This is a genomic window from Agromyces terreus, from assembly GCF_009749465.1.
In the GTDB taxonomy this organism is placed as follows: Bacteria; Actinomycetota; Actinomycetes; order Actinomycetales; family Microbacteriaceae; genus Agromyces; species Agromyces terreus.
Genome location: NZ_WBIS01000002.1, coordinates 500,341 through 526,314, shown reverse-complemented (window position 1 = coordinate 526,314; position 25,974 = coordinate 500,341). Strand labels below are relative to the sequence as shown.

Below are 25,974 nucleotides of genomic sequence, written 5' to 3'. Positions count from 1 at the left end.
CGAGACGGCGCTGGCGCGCCTCCTCGACCGGCGAGGTCTCGAGACGGCGCTGGCGCGCCTCCTCGACCGGCGAGGTCTCGAGACGGCGCTGGCGCGCCTCCTCGACCGGCGGACCGGCGCGGGGTCAGGCTCCGACGAGACGCGCGCCGAGGTACGCCTGCAGCTCGCTGAGCGGCACGCGCTCCTGCGCCATGCTGTCGCGCTCGCGCACGGTCACGGCGTCGTCGTCGAGCGAGTCGAAGTCGACCGTGATGCAGAACGGGGTGCCGATCTCGTCTTGACGGCGGTAGCGTCGGCCGATCGCGCCGGCGTCGTCGAAGTCGACGTTCCAGTTCTTGCGCAGGTTCGCGGCGACCTCGCGGGCGAGCGGCGAGAGCTTCTCGTTGCGCGACAGCGGCAGCACGGCGACCTTGACGGGGGCGAGACGCGGGTCGAGGCGCAGCACCGTGCGGCTGTCGACGCCGCCCTTCGCGTTGGGCACCTCTTCGACGTGGTACGCGTCGACGAGGAACGCCATGAGCGAGCGGGTGAGGCCCGCGGCGGGCTCGATGACGTACGGGGTCCAGCGCTCGTTCTTCTGCTGGTCGAAGAACGACAGGTCTTTGCCGGAGTGCTTCGTGTGCGTCGACAGGTCGAAGTCGGTGCGGTTCGCGACGCCCTCGAGCTCGCCCCAGTCGCCGCCGGTGAAGCCGAAGCGGTACTCGATGTCGACGGTGCGCTTGGAGTAGTGCGACAGCTTCTCGGGCAGGTGCTCGAAGCGGCGGAGGTTCTCGGGGTCGATGCCGAGGTCGACGTACCAGTTCCAGCGCTGGTCGAGCCAGTACTCGAACCACTGCTCGTCGGTGCCGGGCTCGACGAAGAACTCCATCTCCATCTGCTCGAACTCGCGCGTGCGGAAGATGAAGTTGCCCGGCGTGATCTCGTTGCGGAAGCTCTTGCCGATCTGGCCGATGCCGAACGGCGGCTTCATGCGCGACGCCTGCAGCACGTTGGCGAAGTTGACGAAGATGCCCTGGGCGGTCTCGGGTCGCAGGTAGTGCAGGCCCGACTCGTCGTCGACGACGCCGAGGTAGGTCTTCAGCAGGCCCGAGAAGGCGCGCGGCTCGGTCCACTGGCCGCGGGTGCCGCAGTTGGCGCAGACGATGTCGGCGAGCCCGTTCTCGGGGGCGCGGCCCTTCTTCGCCTCGTAGGCCTCGATGAGGTGGTCTTCGCGGTAGCGCTTGTGGCAGCTGAGGCACTCGATGAGCGGGTCGCTGAAGACCTCGACGTGGCCGGATGCCTCCCACACGGCCTTCGGCAGGATGACGCTCGAGTCGAGGCCGACGACGTCGTCGCGGCCCTGCACCATGTAGCGCCACCACTGGCGCTTGATGTTCTCCTTCAGCTCGACGCCGAGGGGGCCGTAGTCCCACGCGGACCGGGACCCGCCGTAGATCTCGCCGGCCTGGAACACGAAGCCCCGGTGCTGAGCGAGGGCGATGACGGAATCGAGACGGCTGGCGGCGGCCACGGTGGCTCCAATGGTCGAGGGATTCGGGCTGATCGGCCCGGAAGAAACGGTGCCACCATCCTACGTTGAGCCCCGCGCCGGCGGTTCACCGGGACATCCGCCCGGGTCCGTCGCTCCGAGGGCGGCGACGACTCTGCCGGTACGCTGTGCTCATCGGCGGACGGGGGGACGGATGCCCGATGCAGTGCTCGATCTCGTGATCGTCGAGGGCCCCGTGCTCATCACGGTCTACGTGATCGCGGGCGTGCTGTTCGCGTATCTGCTCTGCCGCGAGGCATCCGTGCGCTGGGCGCTCACCGCCCTGGTCGTGATGTTCGTCGGGGGCATGGTCGGCGGCGCCGTGCTCTGGGCCTCGGTGCACGTGCTCGACCTCTTCGGCGGTCCGGTGTCGGATGCCGCGTGGCTGTGGGTCCCCGGCGCGTTCGCCGCCTGCACGCTCGCCGTCTGGAACCTGTGGCGCTCGCGCTGGTGGCGCAAGGTCATCGCCCTGCTCTCGATCCCCGTGTTCGCGGCGACCGCGATGCTCGGCATCAACGCCGACTACGCGCTCGACCGCACGCTCGGCGACCTCCTCGACATCTCGACGGCGGCGCCGCTCGACATCCGGGACCCCGGGGTCGATCCGCCGCCCGCCGACCCCGCCGAACCGCTGTACACGACCTGGACGGCCCCGCCGGGCATGCCGACGCACGGCGAGGTGGGCTATCCGGTGCCCGCGGTGCCGAACACGATCTCGGGATTCCCGGCCAGGCGGGCGGAGCTGTACCTGCCGCCCGCCGCGCTCGTCGAGGATCCGCCCCGCCTCCCGCTCGTGATCATGATGATGGGCCAGCCCGGGTCGCCCGACGCGACCTTCATCGCGGAGGCGCTCGACGACCTCGCCGCCGAGCACGACGGGCTCGCGCCCATCGCGCTCGTGATCGACCAGCTCGGCGACCCGACCGTGGACCCGCTGTGCCTGGACACCGAGCTGGGCCAGGTCGAGACGTACGTCATGCAGGACGTGCTCCCGTGGGCGCGGCTGCACCTGAACGTGCTGCAGGGGCCGACGTTCACGACCGTGGCCGGTTACTCGAACGGCGGCGGATGCGCGGCGTACTTCGGTGCGAAGTACCCCGAGTCGTTCGGCAACATCGTCGCGGTCGCACCGACCGAGTACGCGGGGGTCGAGCGGTCGAGCGAGGTGCTGGCCGACGTGTTCGGCGGCGATCAGGCCGCTTACGACGAGGTCAAGCCCGTGACCATCATGGAGGCGAAGGCGCCCTACCCCGACAGTGCCGCGATCTTCGCGGTGGGCGAGCGCGACCGCGCCTTCCAGCCCGGGACGCACCGGCTCGCGGACGCGGCGACGGCCGCGGGCATGGATGCCGCCTACGTCGAGGTGCCCGACGCGGGCCACGACGCGGCAGCCCTGACGGGCGGGCTCGAGGAGGGCTTCGCGCTGCTCACCACCAGGATGGGGCTCGCCCCGCCCGAGGGCGACCCGCCGGCCGAGGGCGAGGCGCCCGCCGAGGGCGACCCGCCGGCCGAGGGCACGCCCGCGCCCGAGGATTGACGACGCACGACGGACCACGTCCACCGCACGCCAGAGGAGTGGCAATGGCTGAGCACACGACCCGCACCGACATGAAGGCCTCCGGCCCGCCCGGCGACGTCGAGCCCAAGGGCCGCCTGCGATCGACGGGCGAGCTCCTGGGTTCGTTCGCCCGGCGCATCCCGTTCAGCATCGCCGTCGCGCTGACGCTCGTCGTCACGGCGGCGGTCACGGGCACGATGTTCGGGCTCGCGAGCGAGGCGACGCTCGAGGCCTGGGCCGCGGGCGTCATCACGACCTTCGACGGCGGGCAGTGGTGGACCGTCTTCACGGCGCTCGTGATCCCGCAGGACCCGTTCCAGCTCGTCTTCGGCGTCATCGCGGCGCTCCTGCTCCTCGGCGTCGCCGAGCGGCGCATGGGCACCTGGCGCGCGATCGTCGCGTTCGCCGTGACGGGCGCGATCGGCGTCGCGCTCGGCACGTGGCTGCAGTGGTTCGGCGCAGAGGTCGGCGAGTGGTGGGCCACCGGCACCTCCGCCGACCTCACCCTCGACCCCCTCACGGGCGTCGTCGGCGCGCTGATCGCCTCGACGTCGTTCATGGGGGCGCTGTGGCGCCGCCGTATCCGGCTGGTGACGCTCGCCGCGATCCTCACGTTCGTGCTCTACGACGGGGACTCCTCGAACGCGTACCGGCTCATCGCGGCCGTCGCCGGCTACCTGCTGGGCGCGCTGCTCGCGGGCGACGCCTCGAAGCTCTCGGTGCGGCGCAGCTCGCACGCCGAGACCCGCACGCTCGTCGCGGCCACGATCGCGGTGACCGCGGTCGGTCCGGTGGTGGCACTGGTGAACCGGTCGGAGCTCACGCCGTTCGCGTTCGGTTCGTACCTCTTCGCCGAGGATCCGGTGTCGCTCGACGAGCTCGTGGCGCGCTGCGGCGACACGGCGGCATCCCTCGGCGACGACTGCCTGCGCGAGCTCGCGATCCTCACCTCCCAGGGCTTCGGGATGCTGCTGCTCTCGTTCGTGCCGGTCGCACTGCTCCTGCTCGCCTCGTGGGGCCTGCACCGCGGGCGCCGGTTCGCGCGCTGGCTCGGGATCGTCGTCAACGTCGCGATCCTGCTCTTCGCGCGCACCTCGCTCGACGTGACCGTGACGACGGGCGACCTCGACGACGGCACCTGGACGGTGTTCGATCTCGGCGAGCTCGTCGTGTGGGCGCTGGCCGCGCTGGCGCTGCCCATCGGGATCCTCGTGATGCTCTTCGTGACGCGACGCCACTTCCGGATCCGGTCCCCCCGACGGGCGTACCGGCGCTTCGTCGCCGTCGTCGCGGCGACCTTCGTCGTGCTCGCCGGGGTCTACTTCGTCGTGGGCCTCGTGACGATCGAGGAGTTCTGGCCGTCCGCGACCCCCGCCGATCTCGCCGTCGACACGCTCAAGCGCTTCGTGCCGCCGCATCTGCTCGCGGTCGTCGACCCGATCGTCGTGCCCGGCCACGACCTGACGAGCGTGCTCTGGCAGGGCGTCGGAGTCGTGTTCTGGATCGTCTTCATCGTCGCGAGCGTGCACCTCATGACGCGTACCGAGGTCGGCGCGGGGGCGGATGCCGCGCATCTGCGCGAGCTGCTCCGCCGCAACGGCGGCGGCACGCTCGGCTTCATGTCGACGTGGCCCGGCAACGTCATCTGGACCTCGTCCGAGGTCGAGGCCGCCGTCGCGTACCGGGTGATCAACGGCATCGCGATCACCCTGTCCGACCCGATCTGCCGCGACGAGGACGCCGGCCGGGTCATCCGCGAGTTCACCGCCTTCTGCGACCGCAACAGCTGGGTGCCCGTCTTCTACAGCGTGCACCCGCAGTATCTGCCGGTGTTCGAGGAGCTCGGCTGGCAGCACATGTCGGTCGGCGAGGAGACGGTCGTGCGCACGACCGGCCTCGAGCTCACGGGAAAGCCGTGGCAGAAGGTGCGGCAGGCGCTGAACCGCGGCGTCAAGGAGGGCATGACCACGGTCTGGGCGAGCTGGAGCGAGCTGCCGCGTGCGACCGTCGCCGAGATCACCGCGATCTCGGAGGAGTGGGTCGCCGAGAAGGAGATGCCCGAGATGGGCTTCACGCTCGGCGGCATGGAGGAGCTGAAGGACCCCGACGTGCGCCTCATGCTCGCGGTCGCGCCCGACGGGCGGCTGCAGGCGGTGACGAGCTGGCTGCCGGTGTACCGCGACGGGGCCGTCATCGGCTGGACGATCGACTTCATGCGCCGCGCCGACGGGAGCATGAACGGCATCATGGAGTTCCTCATCGCGTCGGCCGCGCTGCACATGAAGGACGAGGGCGCCGAGGTGCTGAGCCTCTCGGGCGCCCCGTTGGCGACGAAGCCGGTCGTGGCCGGCGAGCAGCCGCCGGAGCCGACGGCGATGTCGCGCCTGCTCGAGTTCCTCGGCCGCACGCTCGAGCCGGCCTACGGGTTCACCTCGCTGTTCCGCTTCAAGGCGAAGTTCAACCCCGACTACGTCACGATCTCGATGGCGTACCCCGATCCGCTGGCGCTGCCGGCGATCGGGCTCGCGATCGGCAGGGCCTACCTGCCCGAGGTGTCGCCGAAGGAGGCCGTCGCGCTCGTGCGGACCCTGAGCGGCTGACGCCCGGGGCGAGCGGATGCCGCGGGTGCGGCGCTACTCGGACGCGGCGAGCGAGTCGCGGCCGATCTCCTCGATGGAGCGGCGACCCGCGAGCGCCATCGTGAGGTCGAGTTCCGCGATGTGGTTGCGCACGACCTCGCGCACGCCCTCGGCGCCCGCGACCGCGAGGCCGTAGGCGTAGGGGCGTCCGATGCCGACGGCGGAGGCGCCGAGCGCGAGCGCCTTGAACGCGTCGGCCCCGCCGCGGACCCCGCTGTCGAGCACGACCGGCACGCGTCCGCCGACGCGTTCCAGCACGGCGGGCAGCGCCTCGAGCGAGGCGACGGAGCCGTCGATCTGCCGGCCGCCGTGGTTGGAGACGACGATGCCGTCGACGCCCGCGTCGAGCGCCCGCGCGGCATCCGACGGATGCATGACCCCCTTCAGCAGGATCGGCAGGCCCGTCCATTCGCGCAGGTTGCCGAGGTCGTCCCAGGTGAGGCCCGGGTCGGCGAAGACGTCGAGGAACGTCTCGATCGCCGCGCGCGGCAACGGCGACCTGAGCGCCTCGCGGATGCCGCCGTCGACGAGCGGGCTGCGGGCTCCGGCGCGGGCGATCGACAGGGCGGAGACGAGCAGGGTGGGCGTGATCCTGGGGCGGGACCCGGCGCCGGCGGCTCCGGGCGCCGCGCCCGACGCCGCCACCCGGTCTCGCACGAGATCGGCGAAGACCGGGTCGCTCGTGTACTGGGCGATGCCCTGCCCGCGGCTGAACGGGAGGAACGCGGCGTCCAGGTCGCGGGCGCGCCAGCCGAGCAGGTGCGTGTCGAGCGTGACGACGATCGCCTCGCAGCCGCACGCCTCGGCGCGACGCACGAACGACTCGTTGAGCTCGTCGTACGAACTCCAGTAGAGCTGGAACCACCGGGACGCGTCGCCCATCTCGGCGGTCACCTCCTCCATCGAGCGCGACGCCTGGTTCGACAGCACGTAGGGCACGTCGAGCGCGGCCGCCGCCCGGCCGACGGCCGTGTCGGCGTCGGGGTGCGCGAGCTCGGCGACGCCGATGGGCGCGAGCAGGAACGGCGTCGACCGACGACGGCCGAGCAGCTCGATCGAGAGGTCGCGGTGCGAGACATCCCGCAGCACCCGCGGCCAGATGCGCCACCGGTCGAAGGCGGCGCGGTTCGCCGCCATCGTCGACTCGGACCCGGCGCCGCCGGCGAGGTAGGCGAACGCCTCGGCGGTCGTGGCCTTGCGCGCAGCCCGTTCGAGCGCGGCCGGGTCCACCGGCACGGCGGGTTTCGACCCGCTCAGCCCGGCGCGGTAGACCTCGGACTGCACGGCCCGGCCGATTCCCCGACCATCTGCATCGCTCACGCTTCCCCCTCGCGCTCCGGCTCCCTCGCGGTTCACGCCAGCGTATCCGCCCCGGCCGCGGCGGGAACAGGCCGCTGCGACGGCGGGGTCCTATGGTTGAACGGATGCCGCTGCCAGACCTCCTCGTCTCCGCGATCGCGCTCGTGCGCGACCGCCGCGTGCTCATGGTGACGGCGCGGGGTCGGGACGTGCACTACATGCCGGGCGGCAAGATCGATCCCGGCGAGACGGCCGCGCAGGCCGCCGCGCGCGAGGCGTTCGAGGAGATCGCCCTCGACCTGGATCCCGACGACCTCGTCGAGCTCTTCGAGGTCGTGACCCAGGCGCACGGCGAACCCGACGGCCGACTCGTGCGCATGCGCGTCTTCAGGGCCGAGACGGATGCCTCGCCCTCGGCCTCCGCCGAGGTCGGCGCACTGCACTGGGTGACCACGGCCGACCTGGACCGGTGCCCGCCCGCGGGCGCCGAGGTGCTGCGGCGGCTCGCGGCATCCGGAACCATCGACTGATGTCCGGGGGCGTCGGGTCGGGCCAGGACCTCGGGTCCGACGATCGGGCGATGCCCGGTTCGGTCGAGGGCCGGCCGAAGCGCCCAGGCGTGCTGAAGCTGATCGCGTGGACTCTCCTCGACGAGCTCTACGCCGGCTGGCGCCAGCTCGCGCTGCTCGGCGGCACCCGACGACCGGCCGCGTGGCGCGAGGGCGACGACGCGCTGCCCGAGGTCGTGCTGCTGCCCGGGGTCTACGAGCACTGGACGTTCCTCCGCCCGCTCGGCAACGCGCTGAACGCCGCCGGCCACCGCGTGCGCGTGGTGCGCGGACTTGGCACCAACCGGATCCCGATCGCCGAGACCGCCCACCGCACGGCGGCGGCCATCGCGGCAGCCCCAGCGCCGGCGGCCGGGCGCGTGATCGTGGCGCACAGCAAGGGCGGACTCGTGGGAAAGCACGTGCTCATGGATCAGGAGGCCGCGGCGCAGGCGTCGAGCAGCGACGCGGCTGCCGGCCCGGGCGCCGACGCGGATGCCGACGCGGATGCCGACGCGGCTGCCGTCGGTCCGGCGACCGCCGCCGCCGCGGCCGACGCGGATGCGGCGCGGGTGCTCGGCCTCGTCGCGATCTGCACGCCGTTCGCCGGGTCCCGCTACGCGCGCCTCTTCGTCGACCCGACGATCCGGGCGCTCCGCCCGAGCGACGAGACCATCGTGCGGCTCGCGGCCGCGGCATCCGTCAACGCCGGGATCGTGTCGGTCTTCGGCGTGTTCGACCCGCACGTGCCCGAGGGCAGCGAGCTCGCCGGGGCGACCAACGTGCGGGTTCCGGCTGCGGGGCACTTCCGCATCCTCCGCGCGCCGGCGACGGCGAAGGCCGTGTGCGAGGGCATCGCGCATCTCGCCTCCCGCGACGCGACCTGAGATCGCGGCCGGCGACGGCGGATGCCTCGGCACCCGGGCATGCGAACGGCGGGGCGGGCATTCGCCCACCCCGCCGTCGCGTTCGGTCAGTCGCGGCGCCTGCCGCGCTGCGCCGGGATCAGCGCGTGGCCGCCGTGCGGCGGCGCATCACGACGACGCCCGCACCGAGCGCGATGAGCGCCATCGCCGCGAGGCCGATGCCGAGGTCGGGACCGGTCTCGGCCAGCTGCGGACCGGTCGCGGCGGCTGGGGCCGCAGCGTCGACCGCAGGAGCGGGCGCGGGGTCGACCGGCGCGGGAGGGGCGACGTCGGCGGCGACCACGGACGTCCAGGCCGAACCGAGGCGCATGCTCTCGGTGCCGACGAGGTCGATCACGACGTAGTCGCCCTCCTGCGCACCGGCGAGTGCGACGGTGAAGCCGCCGGAGCCCGCGCCGTCTGCGGTCACGGCACCCTCGGCCTGGTCGACGATCTCATCGACCTCGTCGGCCTCGTTCCAGTGGTGGAGCACTGCGGTGTACTGCACGGATTCTCCCCCGGCGAAGCCGGAGAACTGCACGGCGATGCCGCCGGCGAGCTGGTCGGCCGACGCCTCCTCGGGCGCGGCGGCCGAGACGCCCTCGGTGATGGTGAGCGCGACGCTGTTCGAGAACAGCCAGGTCTCGCCGAGGTGCTGGCTGGCGTTGACGTTGTACTTCGGGTAGCCGTTCTCGTCGGGCGCCTGCGTGCTCTGGTCGGGGACGAGGTGCTCGTCGATCGTGCCGTCGGCGGCGACGGCGACCTCGGCCGACCACAGCTGGCCGCCGCCGTTCTCGCCGTTGGCGCCGATGCTCACCTCGGCGACCGGCACGCTGGGGTCGAAACCGGAGCCGGTGACGTCGAAGCCGCCGGCCCAGTCGCCCGCGGCGAACGTGGTCTGGTCGAGCGCGATGACGGGCGCGTCGCCCTCGGCGGCAGAGGCGGGCGCCGCCGCGGCGAGACCGGTGAGGGCGAGGGCGGCTGCGGCGGCGAGGGCGCCGAGCCGGAGGCGATGTGCTGTGGATGCCACGGATGATCCTTCGTATGGGTTCGGGGTCGGAACAGTGCCCACGGGTGAGCACGCCCGGTCACCATAGCGGCGCACGGGGAACGACCGACATGGGGAGCGCTCCCCTGTGGACAACGCGTCGTCGGGGGTGCCGCGGGAGGGGTCAGTGCACGTACTCGAGCAGGTCCATGCCGAGCTGGCGCATGCCGTCGAGCACGGCGAGACGCGACGAGAGGCCGGTGTCGGCGAAGTAGGTCGACACGGCGTACGAGACGCTCGCGCGCGGGCCGCGCAGCACGCCGACCTCGCTGCGCACGCCCCCGTCGGTGCCCGTCTTGTTCACGAGCAGCACCCCGTGGTCGGGCGTGCGGTGCGCGAGCGGGTCGAGGCCGAAGGCGCTCGCAACCATCGAGAGGTCGGAGTTCAGCGAGAGCCAGCCGATGACGCGCTGCGAGACCTCGGGGCTCACGATCTCGCCGCGCGCGAGCGACGCGAACAGCCACGTCAGCTCCTTCGCGGAGCCGATCGAGAGCTGCGGGGCGTCGTCGGGCCCGCGGTGATCGCGCACGAGGTCGAGCAGGGCCGTGCGCGTGAGGCCGAGCGCCTCGGTGCGCGCGCGCACCGACTCGAGGCCGACGTGGCGCAGCAGCACGTTCGTCGCCAGGTTGTCGCTCGTGGCGCCGATCATCGCGGCGAGGTCGGCCAGCGGCAGCGACGGCGACTGCAGATGCTGCCAGATGCCCGAGTCGCCGACGGCGTCGCGCGGCGCCCGGTCGAGCACGGTGAACGCCTCGGCGCTGGTGCCCGCGAGCCGGGAGGCGACCTCGACGAGCAGCAGCACCTTGCCGATGCTCGCCGTCGGCATGACCACGTGGTCGTCGACCGAGAACAGCTCCTTGCCGGTGGCAAGGTCGGTCGCCCGCGCCGACACCTGGACTCCGGCGAGCGCGAGCTCGCTCAGCGCGAGGAAGCCGCGCGCGAAGTTCTCGTTCGCCTCTTCACCGCGGTGCTTGCCCCGGTGCACGTTCGAGTGGCGCGCTCGTCGCTCGGATCCCTGCGACGGCGTCACCACGATGCTTGCACGAACTCTCTGGGCTGGTCGGCGTGCCGGGCCACGGCGGTCGGCACGCACGGTTGGGAACGGGTCGGATGGCGGGGGGTTCTGGTCTGGTCGGGCGGGGCTGAAGCGGGCCGGCAGGCGGGGCTACCAGATGGTGACGCGGTCGGCCGGGTCGAGCCAGAGCGCGTCATCGGGGGTCACTTCGAATCCAGTGTAGAACTCGTCGATGTTGCGCACGATCTGGTTGCACCGGAACTCGTTCGGCGAGTGCGGGTCGATCGCGAGGAGGCGGATGACCTCTTCGTCGCGGCCCTTCATCTGCCAGGCCTGGGCCCAGGAGAGGAAGAACCGCTGCACGCCCGTGAGGCCGTCGATCACCGGGGGCTCCTCGCCGCCGAGCGAGATGACGTAGGCCTTCCAGGCGATCGCGAGGCCGCCGAGGTCGCCGATGTTCTCGCCGATCGTGAGGGCGCCGTTGACGTGGTGCGCTCCGCCGGCCGCATCGCCTTCGGCGGGGGCGTCGTCGGCCGCGTCGACCGGCTCGCCGGCGCCCGACGCCTCGCCCGAGGCATCCGCCAGCTGCGCGGGAACGAGCGCGTCGTACTGGGCGATGAGCGCCTTGGTGCGCTGTTCGAAGGCGTCGCGGTCGCTCTCGGTCCACCAGTCGGTGAGGCGCCCGTCGCCGTCGTACTTCGAGCCCTGGTCGTCGAACCCGTGGCCGATCTCGTGCCCGATCACGGCGCCGATGGCACCGTAGTTCGCGGCGGCGTCGCGCCCCTCGTCGAAGAACGGGTACTGCAGGATCGCCGCGGGGAACACGATCTCGTTGAACCCGGGGTTGTAGTAGGCGTTGATGGTCTGCGGGGTCATGAACCACTCGTCGCGGTCGATCGGCCTGCCGATCTTGCCCAGCTCGCGGTTGAACGCGAACTCGGCCGTCGCGCGCACGTTGCCCACGAGGTCTTCGGAGATCTCGAGCGGGGAGTAGTCGCGCCATTTCACCGGGAACCCGATCTTCGGCGTGAACTTCGCGAGCTTGTCGAGGGCCTTCGCGCGGGTCTCGTCGCCCATCCAGTCGAGGGCGTCGATCGACTGCCGGTACGCCTCGACCAGGTTGGCGACGAGGTCGTCCATGGCGGCCTTCGCGGTGGGCGGGAAGTGCCGCTCGACGTAGATGCGGCCGACCGCCTCGCCCATGGCGCCCTCGACGAGCGAGACGCCGCGCTTCCACCGCTCGCGAAGCTGCGGCGTGCCGCTCAGCGTACGGCCGTAGAAGTCGAAGTTCGCCTCGACGAAGTCGTCGGACAGGTAGGCCGCGCTCGAGCGGATGACCTGCCACGCGAGCCAGTCCTTCCACGCGTCGATGCGGTCGGCCGTGAGGAGCGTGCCGAAGGCCTCGACGAAGGAGGGCTCGCGCAGGACCACCTCGTCGAACGCGTGCTCGGGCACGCCCATGGCGTCGCGCCACACGTCGAGGTCGACGTCGTCGTCGCCGCCGCGGGCCGCGGCCGCGGCATCGGCCCACGACACGAGGTTGTACGTCTTCTCGCTGTCGCGCGTCTCGACGTTGCTCCAGTGCGCGGCGGCGATCGCGGTCTCGAGCTCGAAGACGCGCGCGGCGCGATCCGCCGGGTCTTCGAGCCTCGCGAGCCCGAACATGCGCTCGAGGTGCGCGCGGTACGCCTCGCGGATCGGGGCGAAGCGCTCTTCACGGAAGTAGCTCTCGTCGGGCAGGCCGATGCCGCCCTGCTCGAAGAAGACGAGGTAGCGGTCGGGGTCGCCGGGGTCGTTGTCGACGAAGAGCTGCAGCAGCCCCGCGACGCCCTGGCGCTCGAGCCGGCCGAGGGTGTCGAGGAACGAGCGGATGTCGGCGACGAGCGCGACCTCGACGAGCTGCCCGGCGATCGGCGTCGCGCCCAGCAGGTTCGCCCGCTCCTCGTTGAGGAAGCTCGCGTACAGGTCGCCGACCTTGCGCGCCTCGGTGCCCGGCTCGGCCGCCTGCGACTCCTGGATGATCTCGCGCACGGCCTTCTCGGCCTCTTCGTGCAGCTCGATGAACGACCCGAAGCGCGCCTTGTCGGCCGGGATCTCGGTGCGTTCGATCCACTTGCCGTTGACGTGCCGGAACAGGTCGTCCTGCGGACGCACCGCCTCGTCGAGTTCGTCGTGCGCGATGCCGGAGGTGAGCGAGACGTCGGTCATGCGTTCCACCCTATGCGTGCCCGCCGACCGAGCGGATGCCCCGGTGCCGGTCTCATGGCGCACTCGCAGCGTGGCCCGACGTCGAAATGGAGCCCGTCGGCTCAGCGCAGTTGGGCGAAGCCCTCGGCCGCCGAGGTCGGGCCCACGACGAGGATCGTGTCGCCCTCGGCGAGCACGGTGTCGGCGTCGGCGTTCGACCACTCGTCGTCGTCGCGCTTGAACGCGGCGACCGTCACCCCGTAGGCGCCGCGCAGCCCGGTGTCGCCGAGGCGCTTGCCGAGGAGCACGCGCGGCGCCGCCGTCTTGACGAGCGCGTAGCCGGGGTCGACCTCGATGTAGTCGAGGGCCGCGCCGCGCACCAGGTGGGCGACGCGCTTGCCCATCGCCTTCTCGGGATAGATGACCCGGTGCACGCCGAGCTGCTCGAGAATGAGCCCGTGCCGGTCCTCGACCGCCTTGGCCCAGATCACCGGGATCCCGAGGCCGAGCAGGACCGAGCAGGTCAGGATCGACGCCTGGATGTCGTGCCCGATGGCGACGACGACGCGGTCGAACTCGTCGACGGCCAGCTGCCGCAGCGCCTCCTCCTTCGTCGAGTCGGCGCGGACGACCTGGGTGAGGCGTCCGTTCAACGACTGCACCAGGTCTTCGTCGACGTCGATGCCGAGCACCTCGGTGCCCGAGGCCATGAGCTCGAGCGCGAGCGCGGATCCGAACCGTCCGAGGCCGATGACGGCCACGGAGTCGGCTTCGGCGATGCGACGGTTCGTCTCGCTGCCGAAGATCGAGAATCTAGCCAATTGCGGGCCTTTCCTTCGGGTACTCGTACAGGATGCGGCGCTCGCGGAGCGCGAGCGCCGTGCCGAGGGTCAGCGGCCCCAGGCGGCCGAGGAACATGAGCGCCACGAGGACGAACTTCGCGGCATCCGGAAGCTCGGGGGTGATGCCCGTCGACAGTCCGACGGTGCCGAACGCCGAGACGGCCTCGAAGAGCGCGCGGTCGAGGTTGTGGCCGGTGATGAGCATGAGCAGCACCGTCGAGCCGACGACGGCGCCGACGGCGACGAGCACGACCGTGATCGCCTCCCGGTGCACCGCGCGCGACAGGCGGCGGCCGAAGATGTTGACCGCCGCCTCGCCGCGCAGCTCGGTCAGCAGGATGAAGAACAGCACGGCGAACGTCGTCACCTTGATGCCGCCCGCGGTGCCGGCCGGCCCGCCGCCGATGAACATGAGCACGTCCATGCCGAGCCACGTCTCGTCGTGCATCGCGCCGATGTCGACCGCGTTGAACCCGGCCGTGCGCACCTGCACGGAGTGGAAGAAACCCGCGAGCAGCTTCGAGCCGACGTCGAGGTCACCGATGGTGGCGGGGTTGTTCCACTCGATCGCGCAGATGTAGACCGTGCCGGAGACGAGCAGCACGACGGTGGCCCACAGCACGAGCTTCGTGTTCATGGTCCAGTGCAGCGGGCGGCGCAGTTCCCTGCGGAGCTGCATGAGCACCGGGAACCCGAGGCCGCCGAGGATGATCGCCGCCGAGATCGGCAGCAGCACGAGCGGGTCGGACACGAAGCCGATGAGGTTGTCGCTGTACAGCGCGAACCCGGCGTTGTTGAACGAGGACACCGCGTGGAAGAGCGCGTGCCAGGCGGCCTCGCCGATGCCGTACCCGTACCCGAACAGGAACCGCAGGAAGAGGCACACGAACACCGCGCCCTCGATGGCGAGCGAGATGAGGACGATGCGGCGCACGAGCCCCCGCACGTCGTCGAGGCCCACCGCCTTCGCCTCGTTCGCCGTGTTCAACCTGGTGCGCACCGAGACGCGGCGCAGGAGCAGCAGTCCGATGAGGGAGGCGAACACCATGATGCCGAGGCCGCCGAGCTGGATGAGCAGAATGATGACGACCTGCCCGAACGGGCTCCAGTACGTGGGGGTGTCGACCACGGTGAGGCCCGTCACGCACACGGCGGAGGTCGCGGTGAACACGGCGTCGACGAACGAGGCGCCGCCCGGCCCCGCCTTGGCGAACGGCAGGAGGAGGAGCAGGGTGCCGACCGAGATCGTCGCCGCGAACCCGAGGACGACGACCTGCGCGGGGTGCAGCCCGAACCCTCGGGGTCGCAGCCTGCGCCCGCGAGGGCGAGGCGACTGGCGGATGGTCACAGGGCAACACTAGGACGCTTCCACCCCAGCGGCGTGAGGCGCGGTCGCGGGGCCGTACCCTGTTTGCATGGCACCCGTTCCGCGGCGCACGGCCGCCCGCTCCCCGCTCACGACGACCTCGAGACGAGGCCGGCGCGCGTCGCTCGCGATCTCGGCCGCGGTGGCGGCGGGCCTCGCCCTCAGCGCGTGCACGTTCGGCGGCCCGGTCGACGGCGACTTCGACGGCGGCGACTTCGCCGACGACGGCTGCACGAGCGTCGTCGTCGCCACCTCGAGCGAGAAGGTCAACATGCTCGACGCGCTGGCCGACGCGTTCAAGGAGTCCCCCGAGCACGAGGCGCTCGACGAGTGCGCGACCGTGCGGCCCGTGAACGTCTCCTCGGGCGACGCGACCCGGTTCCTCACGGCGGGCGGCGACTGGCCCGACGAGGACCCGCGCCGCTGGCCGACCCTCTGGTCGCCCGCCTCGACGGTGTGGACCGAGCGCGTCGCCGCCGCGGCATCCGCCTCCCTCGTCGGCGATCCGGTCTCGTTCACGCACACGCCCGTCGTGTTCGGCGTGCCCGAGACCATGGCGAAGGCGCTCGGCTGGCCCGACGCCGAGATCGGCATCGCCGACCTCGAGCGCCTCTGCGCCGACCCCGCCGGCTGGAGCAGCGTCGGCAAGCCCATCTGGGGCTCGTTCAAGATCTCGAAGACCAACCCCAACACGTCGACCACGGGGCTGTCGGCGATCCTCATGCAGTCGTACGAGGCATCCGGCAAGACGGCCGACCTCACGGCCGACGACGTCGCCGCGGCCGAGGAGTTCTCGCGCGTGTTCGAGGAATGCGTGATCCACTACGGCGACACGACCGGCAAGGTGTTGAACACGCTCTACGACGAGACGCAGCACGGCTCGGGCGGCTCCGGCTACGTCTCCGCCGTGGCGCTCGAGGAGACCTCGCTCCTCAACTACAACCAGGGCAACCCCGACTCGCACACCGTGCAGCCCGGCGAGACGCTGACCCCGCCGAAGGAGAAGCTCGTCGCGGTCTACCCGTCGGGCGGGTCGATGTGGTCCGACAACCCCGTGACCGTGCTCGGCGCCGACTGGGTGACGGCCGAGCAGTCGACCGCGGGCCAGTCGTTCATCGACTTCCTCGCGACCGAGCCGGCGCAGCGCATCCTGCCCGAGTACGGGTTCCGCCCGCTCGACGAGTCCGTGCCGCTCGGCGACCTGTTCACCGAGCAGTACGGCGTCGACCCCGCCGGGCCGGCGATCACGCTGCCGCGCCCGGGCGTCGACGTCGTGTCCGCCGCCCTCGACCAGTGGACCCAGATCCGCAAGCCCTCCTCGGTGCTCGAGGTGATCGACATCTCCGGCTCGATGGACGACCCCATCGGCGACGGACGCTCCAAGCTCGACGGCGCGATCGAGGGCGCCCAGTCGACGCTCGGCCACTTCCGCCCGACCGACGAGGTCGGCGTCTGGGCGTTCACGACCGACGTCGAATCGGCCGCCGGCAAGAACATCCTCGAGCTGCGCGCCGTCTCGCCCCTCGGCTCGGACGGCGAGGCCCTGCGGTCCTCGATCGCCGACCTCCGCTACGCGAACCGGCAGGGCACCCCGCTCTACGACGCCATCGCGGCCGCCTACGACGAGATGAGCGACCGGGCCGAACCGGGCCGCATCAACGCGATCGTCGTGCTCTCCGACGGACAGGACACGGACTCCTCGATCTCGATCGACTCGCTCATCACGAGGATCGGCAGGTCGAGCGGCGAGGGCGGCGGCGATTCGCCCGTGCGCATCTTCCCGATCGCATACGGCGAGGGCGCCGACACGGGCGCCCTGCAGCGCATCGCCGAGGCGACCGGGGGCCAGTGGTTCGACGCCTCCGACCCCGCGAAGATCGACCTCGTGTTCGCCTCGGTCATCAACAACTTCTAGGGGCCAGCGGATGTCTGCCGAACTCGTCGTGGCCACCGCGCCCGTGGCGGGGCCCGCGCCTGCCTGGCGGGCGGGCGACCTCGCCGCGGTGGTCCCCGCCGGCTACATCGACGACGCGTCCGACGCGCTGCAGAGCGGCCCGGTCTACGTGTCGCCCGAGGTCGGCGACGCCGCCGGCCTGCACGACCAGCTGCTGACACAGGTCGGCGACGCGTCGATCGGCATCGCCGTGTTCTCCGACAACGCGCAGCTCGAGGCATCCGGACCCGAGATCGTGGCCGAGCTCGCCGAGACCACCGGCTACGACACGATCATCGTGGCGGTCGGCGACGACCTGTCGGCGGGATCGCGCGTGCTCGACGCCGGCGAGGCGATGCAGATCGCGAACGAGGCCGAGACGGGCGCCGACGGCCTCGGCCCCGCGCTCGGCGAGACGGTGCAGGGCGTGCAGGCCGCCCAGGAGCCGGCATCCGTCGTCGGCGGCGACGGCGGCGGCATGCTCGTCGGACTCGTGGTCGGCGCGGCGGTGCTCGTCGCCGTCGGCGCCGCGGCCTTCGCGGTGGTCCGTGCGCGGCGCCGCCGCCGCACCGACGACGACGGGCTGCCCGAACCGATCCGGCTGCACGTCGCCAAGCTTCGCGCGCTGAGCACCGCCTACGCGCAGGTCGGCGCCGCCGGCAACGCGGTGGCCGCGCAGACCGCGACCGACGTCGCGGGCATCGCGGTCAACGTCGAGGAGCTGTTCGCCCGACTCGACCAGCGCAGCGGCGCCGGCCAGCGCAGCCTCGCCTCGATCGAGCTCGACGCCACGCTCGGCAAGCTGACCGCCGCGCTCGACCGCGACTACCTGCTCGACATCCTCACGCACCCGCAACTGTGGGACGACCCCGACGAGCGGGTCCGCGAGGTGCGCAACGCGACCACCGCGGTCGCCGACGAGCTCGTGCAGAACATCCGGCAGGTCAACGCGCGGCGGGGCCTGCACTTCCAGGTCTCCCTCGACGGGCTCGTCGGCGGCCGCGCCGAACTGCAGGAATGGGAGCGCGCCTTCGAGCGCGCGACCGACGACGGGGAGACCCCGAGCACACCTGCTTGAATCAGAGCATGAACACCCTGCTCAACATCATCTGGCTCGTGCTCTCGGGCTTCTGGCTCTTCCTGGGCTACCTGGCGGCCGGGGTGATCATGTGCGTGCTCATCGTGACCATCCCGTGGGGCATCGCCTCGTTCCGCATCGGGCTCTACGCGCTCTGGCCGTTCGGCCGCACCGTCGTCGCGAAGCCGACGAGCGGCGTGTGGTCCTTCCTCGGCAACGTGATCTGGTTCCTGCTCGCGGGGCTCTGGCTCGCGATCGCGCACCTCGTGTCGGGCGTGCTGCTCTGCATCACGATCATCGGCATCCCCCTCGGCATCGCCGACTTCAAGCTCATCCCCGTCTCGCTCGCCCCGCTCGGCAAAGAGATCGTCGACCTCTGACGAGGCGCCCATGGAACCCCGACCCGCTCCCCCGTCGAACCCGCGAAGCGTCGACCGCGAGATCCTGCGTCTCGCGGTGCCGGCCCTCGGCGCCCTCATCGCCGAACCCCTGTTCCTGCTCGCCGACACCGCGATGGTCGGCCATCTCGGAGCCACCCCGCTCGCCGGACTCGGACTCGCGAGCGCGGTGCTGCAGACGATCATCGGCCTCATGGTGTTCCTCGCCTACGCGACGACGCCCGCCGTCGCACGACGGCTCGGCGCCGGCGACGAGCGCGGGGCCGTCTCGGCCGGCGTCGACGGGCTCTGGCTCGCGCTCGGGCTCGGCGCCCTGCTCGCGGTGCTGGGCTGGTTCGCGGCCCCGTGGCTCGTGCACCTGTTCGGCGCGTCGCCCGAGGTCACGGCCGAGGCATCCGTCTACCTCTCGATCTCGATGCTCGGGCTCCCGGCGATGCTGCTCGTCTTCGCGGCCACGGGCCTGCTGCGGGGGCTCCAGGACACGACCACGCCGCTCTGGGTCGCCGGCATCGGGTTCGCGGCCAACATCGGCCTGAACTTCCTGTTCATCTACGGCCTCGGCCTCGGCATCGCCGGCTCCGCGATCGGCACGGTCATCGCCCAGTGGGGCATGGTGCTCGTGTACGTCGTCGTGGTCGCCCGGCACGCGGCGCGCGTCGGTGCGAGCCCGTGGCCGCACCACGCGGGCGTGCTGAGCGGCGCGACCTCGGGCGGGTGGCTGTTCCTCCGCACGGCGAGCCTGCGCGCGGCGCTGCTGCTCGCGACGTGGGCCGCGACCTCCCTCGGCCCCGACGAGCTCGCCGCCTACCAGGTCGCGATCACGGTGTACTTCACGCTCGGGTTCGCGCTCGACGCCCTCGCGATCGCGGCGCAGGCCCTCATCGGCAAGGGGCTCGGCGAGGGCGACGTCGAACAGGTACGCGCCGTGCTGCGGCGCTGCGTGCAGTGGGGCGTCTGGTCGGGCGTCGCGCTCGGGCTCCTCGTCATCTCGACCGCGTGGGTGCTGCCTGGGCTGTTCACCTCCTCGGCCGAGGTCGCGGCGCTGCTCCCGCCCTCGCTCGTCGTGCTCGGCCTCTCGGCGCCGCTCGGCGGGCTCGTGTTCGTGCTCGACGGCGTGCTCATCGGCGCGGGCGACGCCCGCTACCTCGCGTGGACGGGCCTCGTGAACCTCGCCGTGTTCGTCCCCCTCGCGCTGGGCACGGTGTGGGGGTCGGATGCCGCGGGCCTGCCGAGTGCGGCCTCGCTCGCGCTGCTCACCGGCGCGTTCGCCATCGGCTACCTCGCCGCCCGCGCGGTGACGCTGTCGCTGCGGGCCCGCGGGGCGAGCTGGATGGTCACGGGCGCTCCGGCGGCCTGACGGGCGGCGCGGTGCGCGGCGCGCGGCGGGCGGCGCGCGGCGGGCGGTGCGCGGTGCGCGGCCTCAGCCGGTGCGCGGCGGCGCCGTCGTGTCGCCGACGTGCAGCACGCTCGTGAAGCACACCGACCGGGGGGTGTCGCCCGCGAGCAGGCTCACGACCGCCTCTCCGGCGGCGCGACCCTTCGCGACCGACGGCTGCACGAGGGTCGTGAGGTCGTGCTGCAGCCCGTCGACGCGGATGCCGTCGAACCCGAGCACGCTGAGTTCGGCGGGCACGGCGATGCCGAGCTCTTCGGCGGCCTGGATGACGCCCGCCGCGAGGAGGTCGCTCTGCGCGATGATCGCCGTCGGGCGCGATGACGGATCCGCGAGCAGCGCCCGCCCCGCTTCGAGGCCCTCCTCGATCGAGCTCGCACCGGCGACCCGGCCCGTGACGTCGGGGAACACCTCGCGTGCGCCGGCCAGTCGCTCGCTGGCGGTCTCGGCGGTGCTGCCGTGCTCGAGCTCGGACGTGATGGGCCCCCGGGTGCGCGCCGCGTCGAACGGGAGCGTGACGACCTCGACGCGCGTGTGGCCAAGGTCGCGCAGGTACTCGGCACCGCGACGGGTCGCCTCGCGGTTGTCGATCGAGATCTTCGGGATCCCGTCGCCCGCGTCGCCCTCGATCGCGACGCTCGGGATGCCGCGGCGCCGCAGCACCTCGACCGACTGGCCGAGCCTCGGGCTGCAGCCCACGAGCACGACCGCGTCGACGGGAGCGCTCTCGATGCCGACCGCGTTGCCGCCGGCCTCGCCCGTGTCGGTGAGCAGCAGCAGGCCTGCGCCGAGGGAGCCGATGCCCTCGGTGATGCCGTCGAGCATCTGGATCTTCACGGGGTCGAGGAACGCGGCGCGCACCCGCTCCTCGAGCACGACCCCGACGATGCCGGAACGGCCCCGGCGCAACGACTGGGCCCGCGGGTCGGGGCCCGCGTAGCCGAGCGCCGCGGCGGCCGCGTGCACCTTCTGCTTCGTGGCATCCGATACCGGGCCCGAGCCGCTGAACGCGAGCGAGGCGGTCGATGCCGAGACGCCGGCGCGTGCGGCGACATCGGCCAGCGTGGGGCGCGGGGACTCGGACATGCGGTTCGTTCCTCAGGTGGGCGGTTCGGGTGGGCCGACACGCCCGATCATAGATCATTGCCCTCGAATCGATTCGAGAACGGGCGCGCGGGTGCCGCACGCCCACCGAAGTGCCGAATCGGCGCACGAGTGCGGATACCGCCCCGCCGAATCGGCCCGCGCGCGCCGATTCCGCACTCCGGCACCGAGCGGGCGAGCGGATGCCTCGTGCCGGGCCGGCGCGGACCTGCGGCGTCCGGCCGCGCGCGACGCTGCACGCCTGCACGCCTAGGCTTGGGCGCATGCCCAAGACCGCACTCATCACCGGCGCGAGCTCCGGGCTCGGCGCCGAATTCGCCCGCCAGCTCGCCGCCACCGGAGCCGACCTCGTGCTCGTGGCCCGCGATCGTGCCGCGCTCGAGCGCATCGCCGCCAAGGTGCGTGCTCGGTACGGCGTGACCGTCGAGGTCCTGCAGGCCGACCTGTTGAAGCGGCGCCAGCTCGCGAAGGTCGTGGCGCGGGTGTCCGATGCCGAGCGCCCGATCGACCTGCTCGTGAACAACGCGGGCTTCGGCCTGCCGCTCGACTTCGCGGCGAACGACATCGACGACGAGGTGCGGCATCTCCAGATGCACGTCGAGGTGCCCATGCGCCTGAGCCACGCGGCGCTCGGCCAGATGCTGCCCCGCCACCGCGGACGCATCATCAACGTCGCCTCGGTGGCCGGCTTCATCCCGCGCTCGACCTACGGCGCGTGCAAGGGCTGGCTCATCAGCTTCAGCCGATGGGCGAACGAGCAGTACGCCGTCCGCGGCGTGACCACCACGGCCGTGTGCCCCGGCTTCACGCACACGAACTTCCACGAGCGCATGGGGCTGCCGCCCGGCAAGGAGGGCGTGCCCGCGTGGATGTGGCTCGACGCACGCACCGTCGTCTCGACCGCCCTCCGCGACACCGCCCACGGCAGGGCGGTGTCCATCCCGTCGCTGCGCTACCGCATGCTCATCGCGCTCACGCGGCTGCTGCCCTCGACGCTCGCGATGCGGGTCGGCTCGCGCGGGCGCTGACCTCCCTGCTCACATGAAGGAAACGAGGCGGCATCCCCGCTGTGAGAGGGGGATGCCGCCTCGTTTCCTGCAACTCGGTCGGGACGTGCGCACGAACGCGAGATCAGATCGCCGCGCGCGCCCCCGCGAACGCCTCGACGCAGCGCCGGATCTCGTCCTCGGAGTGCGCCGCCGAGAGCTGCACGCGGATGCGGGCGGCCCCTCGCGGCACGACCGGGAACGAGAACGCCGTCACGTAGACCCCGCGCTCCTGCAGCAGCTCGGCCATGCGCGCCGTGACGACGGCGTCGCCGAACATGACGGGCACGATCGCGTGCTCGCCGGGCAGCAGGTCGAATCCGGCATCCGTCATCAGCTGGCGGAAGAGCGCCGCGTTCGCGTTGAGCCGCTCCCGCAGTTCTCCCGACGACGCGAGCAGCTCGAGCGCCTGCAGCGTGCCCGCGACGATCGCCGGCGCGAGCGTGTTCGAGAAGAGGTAGGGACGCGCGCGCTGGCGCAGCAGGTCGATGATCTCCTGCCTGGCCGCCACGTACCCGCCGGATGCCCCGCCGAGGGCCTTGCCGAACGTGCCGGTCGTGATGTCGACACGGCCCTCGACCCCGCAGAGCTCGGGCGTTCCCCGGCCGTGCTCGCCCACGAAGCCCACGGCATGCGAGTCGTCGACGAACACGAGCGCGTCGTACCGGTCGGCCAGGTCGCAGATCTCGGCCAGCGGGGCGATGTACCCGTCCATCGAGAACACGCCGTCGGTCACGATGACGCGCCGACGGGCATCGGATGCCGCGACGAGCTGCGCCTCGAGGTCGTCGAGGTCGCGGTTCCGGTACCGGTGCCTGCGGGCCTTCGAGAGGCGGATGCCGTCGATGATCGACGCGTGGTTCAGCTCGTCGGAGATGATCGCGTCGTCGGGCCCGAAGAGCGTCTCGAAGACGCCGCCGTTCGCGTCGAAGCACGACGAGAACAGGATGGTGTCGTCGTAGCCCAGGAACTCCGACACCCTGCGCTCGAGCTCGAGGTGCTGCTCCTGGGTCCCGCAGATGAAGCGCACGCTCGCCATGCCGTAGCCCCACTCGTCGAGGCCGCGATGGGCCGCCTCGACGATGCGCGGGTCGTTCGCCAGGCCGAGGTAGTTGTTCGCGCAGAAGTTCAGCACCTCGGCGCCGCCGACCGACACCTCCGACGACTGCGGGCCGGCGATGCCGCGCTCGCGCTTCGTCAGGCCCGCCCGTTCGATCTCGTCGAGCTCGGCCTGCAACTGCGCCTTCACCGATCCGTACATCTCAGACCTCCGTCCAGTCGAGGATGATCTTGCCGACCCCGGCCGCCCTGGCCGTGTCGAACGCCTGACGCCACTCGTGCGCCGGGTACCGCTCGGAGATGATCGACGCGACCCGCTCGCCGAGCACCGGGCTCGTCTGCAGCATCGCGCTCATCGAGTTCCAGGTCTCGAACATCTCGCGGCCGTAGATGCCCTTGACCGTCAGCATGTGCGTGACGACCTTGCCCCAGTCGATCGCGTACGGTTCGCTCGGCAGCCCGAGCATGGCGATGCGGCCGCCGTGGTTCATGTTCTCGATCATCTCGGGCAGCGCGCGGGGCGAACCCGACATCTCGAATCCGACGTCGAAGCCCTCGCGCATGCTGAGCGCGGCCTGCGCGTCGGAGACGCGTTCCCGGGACACGTCGACGACGGCGTCGGCCCCCATCGACCTCGCGAGCTCGAGGCGCGCGGGCGAGACATCCGTCGCCACGATGAATCTGGCGCCCACGTGACGTGCGACCGCGATCGACATGAGCCCGATGGGGCCGCACCCGGTGACGAGCACGTCTTCGCCGACGACCGAGAAGGCCAGCGCCGTGTGCACGGCGTTGCCGAACGGGTCGAAGATCGCCCCGACCTCGGGCGCGACGGGCGCGTGGTGGACCCACACGTTCTCACCCGGGATGACGATGTACTCGGCGAAGGCGCCGTCGCGGTGCAGCCCGACGCCGAGCGTGCGGATGCACATCTGACGGCGGCCCGCGCGGCAGTTGCGGCACATGCCGCACACCACGTGGCCCTCGCCCGACACCAGGTCGCCCACCGAGATGTCGTGCACCAGCGGCCCGACCTCGACGACCTCGCCGAAGAACTCGTGGCCCGGCACGAGCGGCGTCGCGATGTTCGACGCAGCCCAGTCGTCCCACGCCTCGATGTGCAGGTCGGTGCCGCAGATGCCCGTGCGGAGTACCCGGATCTTCACGTCGGCCGGACCCGGATCGGGCTCTGGGCGGTCGGTGTACTCGAAACCTGCGCCCGGGGCGGGCTTGAAGAGGGCCTTCATCGATACCTCGTTGTTCGGTGCAGGGGCCGCTGGGTGCGGCGGCCGCTGCGAAGTGGTCCGGTGGGTGCGCCGGATGGCGGATCCATCGTATCGGGCGGGGGTGGAATCCGGCCGGGCGGATGCGCCGGGGCCGGTTGCGCCGGGCCGGTTGCGCCGGGTGGTTGCGCCGGGCCGGTTGCGCCGGGTGGTCGCGCCGGGTGGTTGCGCCGGGGTGGTTCACGCGATTCGGAGTTCTGGGCGACGCGCCGTGCCGTCCCCCCTGCGGTGCGGCGCGTCGCCCGAATCTCCGAATCCGGCAACTTGGTCGGGCGACGGATGCCCCGGCGGCATGCATCGCGCGCGCGACTCGGATACAGTGGTCGAATCGATTCGACCCCTCAACGATTCGACCCCGAATCGCCGCACCGACGAAGAAGACGAGAAGCATGACCGCCACCACCACGAACCGCCGCGGCCTCACGGCCTGGCGCAACGCCGTCTTCGCGATCTTCTTCCTCTCGGGTCTGAGCCTCGCGAGCTGGGTCGCCCGGCTCCCCGAGGTGCGCGACGAGACGGGGCTCAGCACGCAGGGCGTCGGGCTCGTGATCCTCTCGGGGTCGATCGCCTCGGTGCTCGGCCTCATCGCCGCCCCGCCGCTCATGGCCAGGTTCGGCGCCCGCACGGGCATGGCCGGCGCGCTCGTCGCGGTCTCGGTCGGACTCGTGCTCATCGGCATCGGCGGGTCGCTCGTGCCGTCCGTCCCGCTCATCGCGATCGGGCTCGCGTTCGCCGGCTTCGGCAACGGCGCGGTCGACGTCATGATGAACGTCGAGGGCGCCGAGGCCGAACGCGAGATCGGCCGCACGCTCATGCCGCTCATGCACGCCTTCTTCTCGTTCGGCACGGTCGCCGGCGCCGGCGTCGCGGCCGCGGCATCCGCCCTCGACGTTCCCGTCGTGCTGCACCTGTCGACGATCGGCGCGATCATCGCGGTGGGCGGCGTCGTGGCGGTGCGCTTCGTGCCCAAGCGCGCCGAATTGGGCGACCCCGCGAGCACCGATGCCGACGCCGACGCCGATGCCGACGGACGAGCGGATGCCGCGCCCGCACGCCCCTGGACCGAACGCCTTCGCGACAGCCTCCGGGTCTGGTCCGACGTGCGTCTGCTGCTCATCGGCGTCATCATGCTCGGCATGTCGTTCGCCGAGGGATCCGCGAACGACTGGCTCACGCTCGCGGCGGTCGACGGCCACGGGTTCGACCCCGCCGTCGGCGCGGCGATCTTCACGGTGTTCGCGGTCTCGATGACGACCGCCCGCGTGCTCGGCGGCCCGCTCGTCGACCGCTTCGGCCGGGTCGCGACGCTCCGGGTGCTCGCCGCGACGGGCGTGGTCGGGCTCAGCCTGTTCATCTTCGGCACCGAGGTCTGGGTGATCGTCGTCGGCACCGTGCTGTGGGGCATCGGCGCGTCGATGGGCTTCCCGGTCGGCATGTCCGCGGCGGCCGACGTGCCCGACCGCGCGCAGGCTGCGGCCCGGGTGAGCGCCGTCGCGATCATCGGCTACTGCGCATTCCTCGTCGGCCCGCCGTTCATCGGGTTCCTCGGCGAGCAGTTCGGCCTCCTCAACGCCCTGCTGGTGGTGCTGCTGCTCATGGTCATGGCCGGCCTCGCCGCACCCGCGGCACGCGAGCGCTCGCGCATGCCCGGCGCGACGGGCGGCGAGTCCGACGGACCGGCCGCGTCGGAGGGCGCGACCGGCGCGGCATCCGACCGCTCCGGCTCGTAAACCCGCATACACTCG

General features: G+C 72.0%; 20 protein-coding genes. 10 read left to right on the top strand and 10 right to left on the bottom strand.

The genetic code is table 11. From position 1 onward, the window contains the following. Positions 1 to 124: 124 nt before the first annotated feature. Positions 125 to 1,510, bottom strand: a complete 1,386-nt coding sequence (locus GQQ92_RS07505) for a glycine--tRNA ligase (protein ID WP_156998591.1) — start codon at positions 1,508 to 1,510, stop codon at positions 125 to 127. A 172-nt stretch (positions 1,511 to 1,682) separates the two neighbouring features. Between GQQ92_RS07505 and GQQ92_RS07500 the strand changes: the two genes are divergently transcribed. Next, positions 1,683 to 3,065 carry an alpha/beta hydrolase gene (locus GQQ92_RS07500; RefSeq protein ID WP_156998590.1) on the top strand — a complete coding sequence of 461 codons (1,383 nt, stop codon included), beginning with the start codon at positions 1,683 to 1,685 and terminating at the stop codon, positions 3,063 to 3,065. 44 nt (positions 3,066 to 3,109) lie between these two features. Next, positions 3,110 to 5,686: a rhomboid family intramembrane serine protease gene (locus tag GQQ92_RS07495; RefSeq protein ID WP_156998589.1), complete on the top strand. Its 2,577-nt coding sequence runs from the start codon at positions 3,110 to 3,112 to the stop codon at positions 5,684 to 5,686. Positions 5,687 to 5,719: 33 nt separating this feature from the next. Here the strand turns inward: GQQ92_RS07495 and GQQ92_RS07490 are convergent, their stop codons facing one another. Then, a complete protein-coding gene (locus tag GQQ92_RS07490) occupies positions 5,720 to 7,045 on the bottom strand; it encodes an alpha-hydroxy-acid oxidizing protein (protein WP_156998588.1) in 1,326 nt (441 codons plus the stop codon). Between the two features lie 104 nt (positions 7,046 to 7,149). Between GQQ92_RS07490 and GQQ92_RS07485 the strand changes: the two genes are divergently transcribed. Together GQQ92_RS07485 and GQQ92_RS07480 are read left to right on the top strand one after the other, a co-directional pair. Further along, a complete protein-coding gene (locus GQQ92_RS07485; RefSeq protein ID WP_156998587.1) occupies positions 7,150 to 7,554 on the top strand; it encodes an NUDIX hydrolase in 405 nt (134 codons plus the stop codon). Then, the gene (locus tag GQQ92_RS07480) at positions 7,554 to 8,459 is read left to right on the top strand and encodes a lipase family protein (protein WP_232057560.1); all 906 of its coding nucleotides are present in this window, start codon (positions 7,554 to 7,556) and stop codon (positions 8,457 to 8,459) included. The genes GQQ92_RS07485 and GQQ92_RS07480 overlap by 1 nt, the downstream gene beginning before the upstream one ends. 118 nt (positions 8,460 to 8,577) lie before the next feature. Here the strand turns inward: GQQ92_RS07480 and GQQ92_RS07475 are convergent, their stop codons facing one another. The 5 genes from GQQ92_RS07475 to GQQ92_RS07455 form a co-directional block, all read right to left on the bottom strand. Next, positions 8,578 to 9,507 carry a hypothetical protein gene (locus tag GQQ92_RS07475; protein ID WP_156998586.1) on the bottom strand — a complete coding sequence of 310 codons (930 nt, stop codon included), beginning with the start codon at positions 9,505 to 9,507 and terminating at the stop codon, positions 8,578 to 8,580. Positions 9,508 to 9,649: 142 nt separating this feature from the next. Continuing rightward, on the bottom strand, positions 9,650 to 10,558 hold the full coding sequence (locus GQQ92_RS07470) for a serine hydrolase (RefSeq protein WP_156998585.1): 909 nt from the start codon (positions 10,556 to 10,558) through the stop codon (positions 9,650 to 9,652). A 132-nt stretch (positions 10,559 to 10,690) separates the two neighbouring features. Then, positions 10,691 to 12,748 (bottom strand): M13 family metallopeptidase, encoded by a 2,058-nt coding sequence (locus GQQ92_RS07465; protein WP_156998584.1) that lies wholly within the window; start codon positions 12,746 to 12,748, stop codon positions 10,691 to 10,693. Positions 12,749 to 12,849: 101 nt separating this feature from the next. Beyond that, entirely contained in the window at positions 12,850 to 13,548 is a 699-nt protein-coding gene (locus GQQ92_RS07460; protein WP_197738133.1) for a potassium channel family protein, read from the bottom strand. After that, positions 13,541 to 14,917, bottom strand: coding sequence for a TrkH family potassium uptake protein (locus tag GQQ92_RS07455; protein WP_372493366.1), 1,377 nt, complete (start codon positions 14,915 to 14,917; stop codon positions 13,541 to 13,543). Before GQQ92_RS07455 ends, GQQ92_RS07460 begins: the two co-directional genes overlap by 8 nt. 67 nt (positions 14,918 to 14,984) lie before the next feature. Between GQQ92_RS07455 and GQQ92_RS07450 the strand changes: the two genes are divergently transcribed. Genes GQQ92_RS07450 through GQQ92_RS07435 form a run of 4 tightly spaced genes read left to right on the top strand, consistent with a single transcriptional unit; the run spans position 14,985 to position 19,701 of the window. After that, positions 14,985 to 16,850 carry a substrate-binding and vWA domain-containing protein gene (locus GQQ92_RS07450; protein WP_156998583.1) on the top strand — a complete coding sequence of 622 codons (1,866 nt, stop codon included), beginning with the start codon at positions 14,985 to 14,987 and terminating at the stop codon, positions 16,848 to 16,850. A 10-nt stretch (positions 16,851 to 16,860) separates the two neighbouring features. Further along, complete coding sequence (locus GQQ92_RS07445; RefSeq protein WP_156998582.1) at positions 16,861 to 17,946, top strand: hypothetical protein; 1,086 nt, start codon at positions 16,861 to 16,863, stop codon at positions 17,944 to 17,946. An 8-nt stretch (positions 17,947 to 17,954) separates the two neighbouring features. Further along, positions 17,955 to 18,326, top strand: coding sequence for a YccF domain-containing protein (locus GQQ92_RS07440; RefSeq protein ID WP_156998581.1), 372 nt, complete (start codon positions 17,955 to 17,957; stop codon positions 18,324 to 18,326). Positions 18,327 to 18,336: 10 nt separating this feature from the next. After that, positions 18,337 to 19,701 (top strand): MATE family efflux transporter, encoded by a 1,365-nt coding sequence (locus GQQ92_RS07435; protein WP_156998580.1) that lies wholly within the window; start codon positions 18,337 to 18,339, stop codon positions 19,699 to 19,701. Positions 19,702 to 19,764: 63 nt separating this feature from the next. Here GQQ92_RS07435 and GQQ92_RS07430 read toward each other — a convergent pair whose 3' ends face one another. Further along, positions 19,765 to 20,823, bottom strand: coding sequence for a LacI family DNA-binding transcriptional regulator (locus GQQ92_RS07430; protein WP_156998579.1), 1,059 nt, complete (start codon positions 20,821 to 20,823; stop codon positions 19,765 to 19,767). Between the two features lie 281 nt (positions 20,824 to 21,104). On the opposite strand from GQQ92_RS07430, the gene GQQ92_RS07425 reads away from it, so the two are divergent. Further along, complete coding sequence (locus GQQ92_RS07425) at positions 21,105 to 21,869, top strand: SDR family NAD(P)-dependent oxidoreductase (RefSeq protein ID WP_156998578.1); 765 nt, start codon at positions 21,105 to 21,107, stop codon at positions 21,867 to 21,869. 103 nt (positions 21,870 to 21,972) lie between these two features. Here the strand turns inward: GQQ92_RS07425 and GQQ92_RS07420 are convergent, their stop codons facing one another. Then, a complete protein-coding gene (locus GQQ92_RS07420; protein WP_156998577.1) occupies positions 21,973 to 23,148 on the bottom strand; it encodes a glycine C-acetyltransferase in 1,176 nt (391 codons plus the stop codon). A 1-nt stretch (position 23,149) separates the two neighbouring features. Then, the gene (gene tdh, locus GQQ92_RS07415) at positions 23,150 to 24,193 is read right to left on the bottom strand and encodes an L-threonine 3-dehydrogenase (RefSeq protein WP_156998576.1); all 1,044 of its coding nucleotides are present in this window, start codon (positions 24,191 to 24,193) and stop codon (positions 23,150 to 23,152) included. Positions 24,194 to 24,618: 425 nt separating this feature from the next. On the opposite strand from tdh, the gene GQQ92_RS07410 reads away from it, so the two are divergent. Beyond that, complete coding sequence (locus GQQ92_RS07410; protein WP_156998575.1) at positions 24,619 to 25,959, top strand: MFS transporter; 1,341 nt, start codon at positions 24,619 to 24,621, stop codon at positions 25,957 to 25,959. The last annotated feature ends 15 nt before the right edge of the window (positions 25,960 to 25,974 follow it).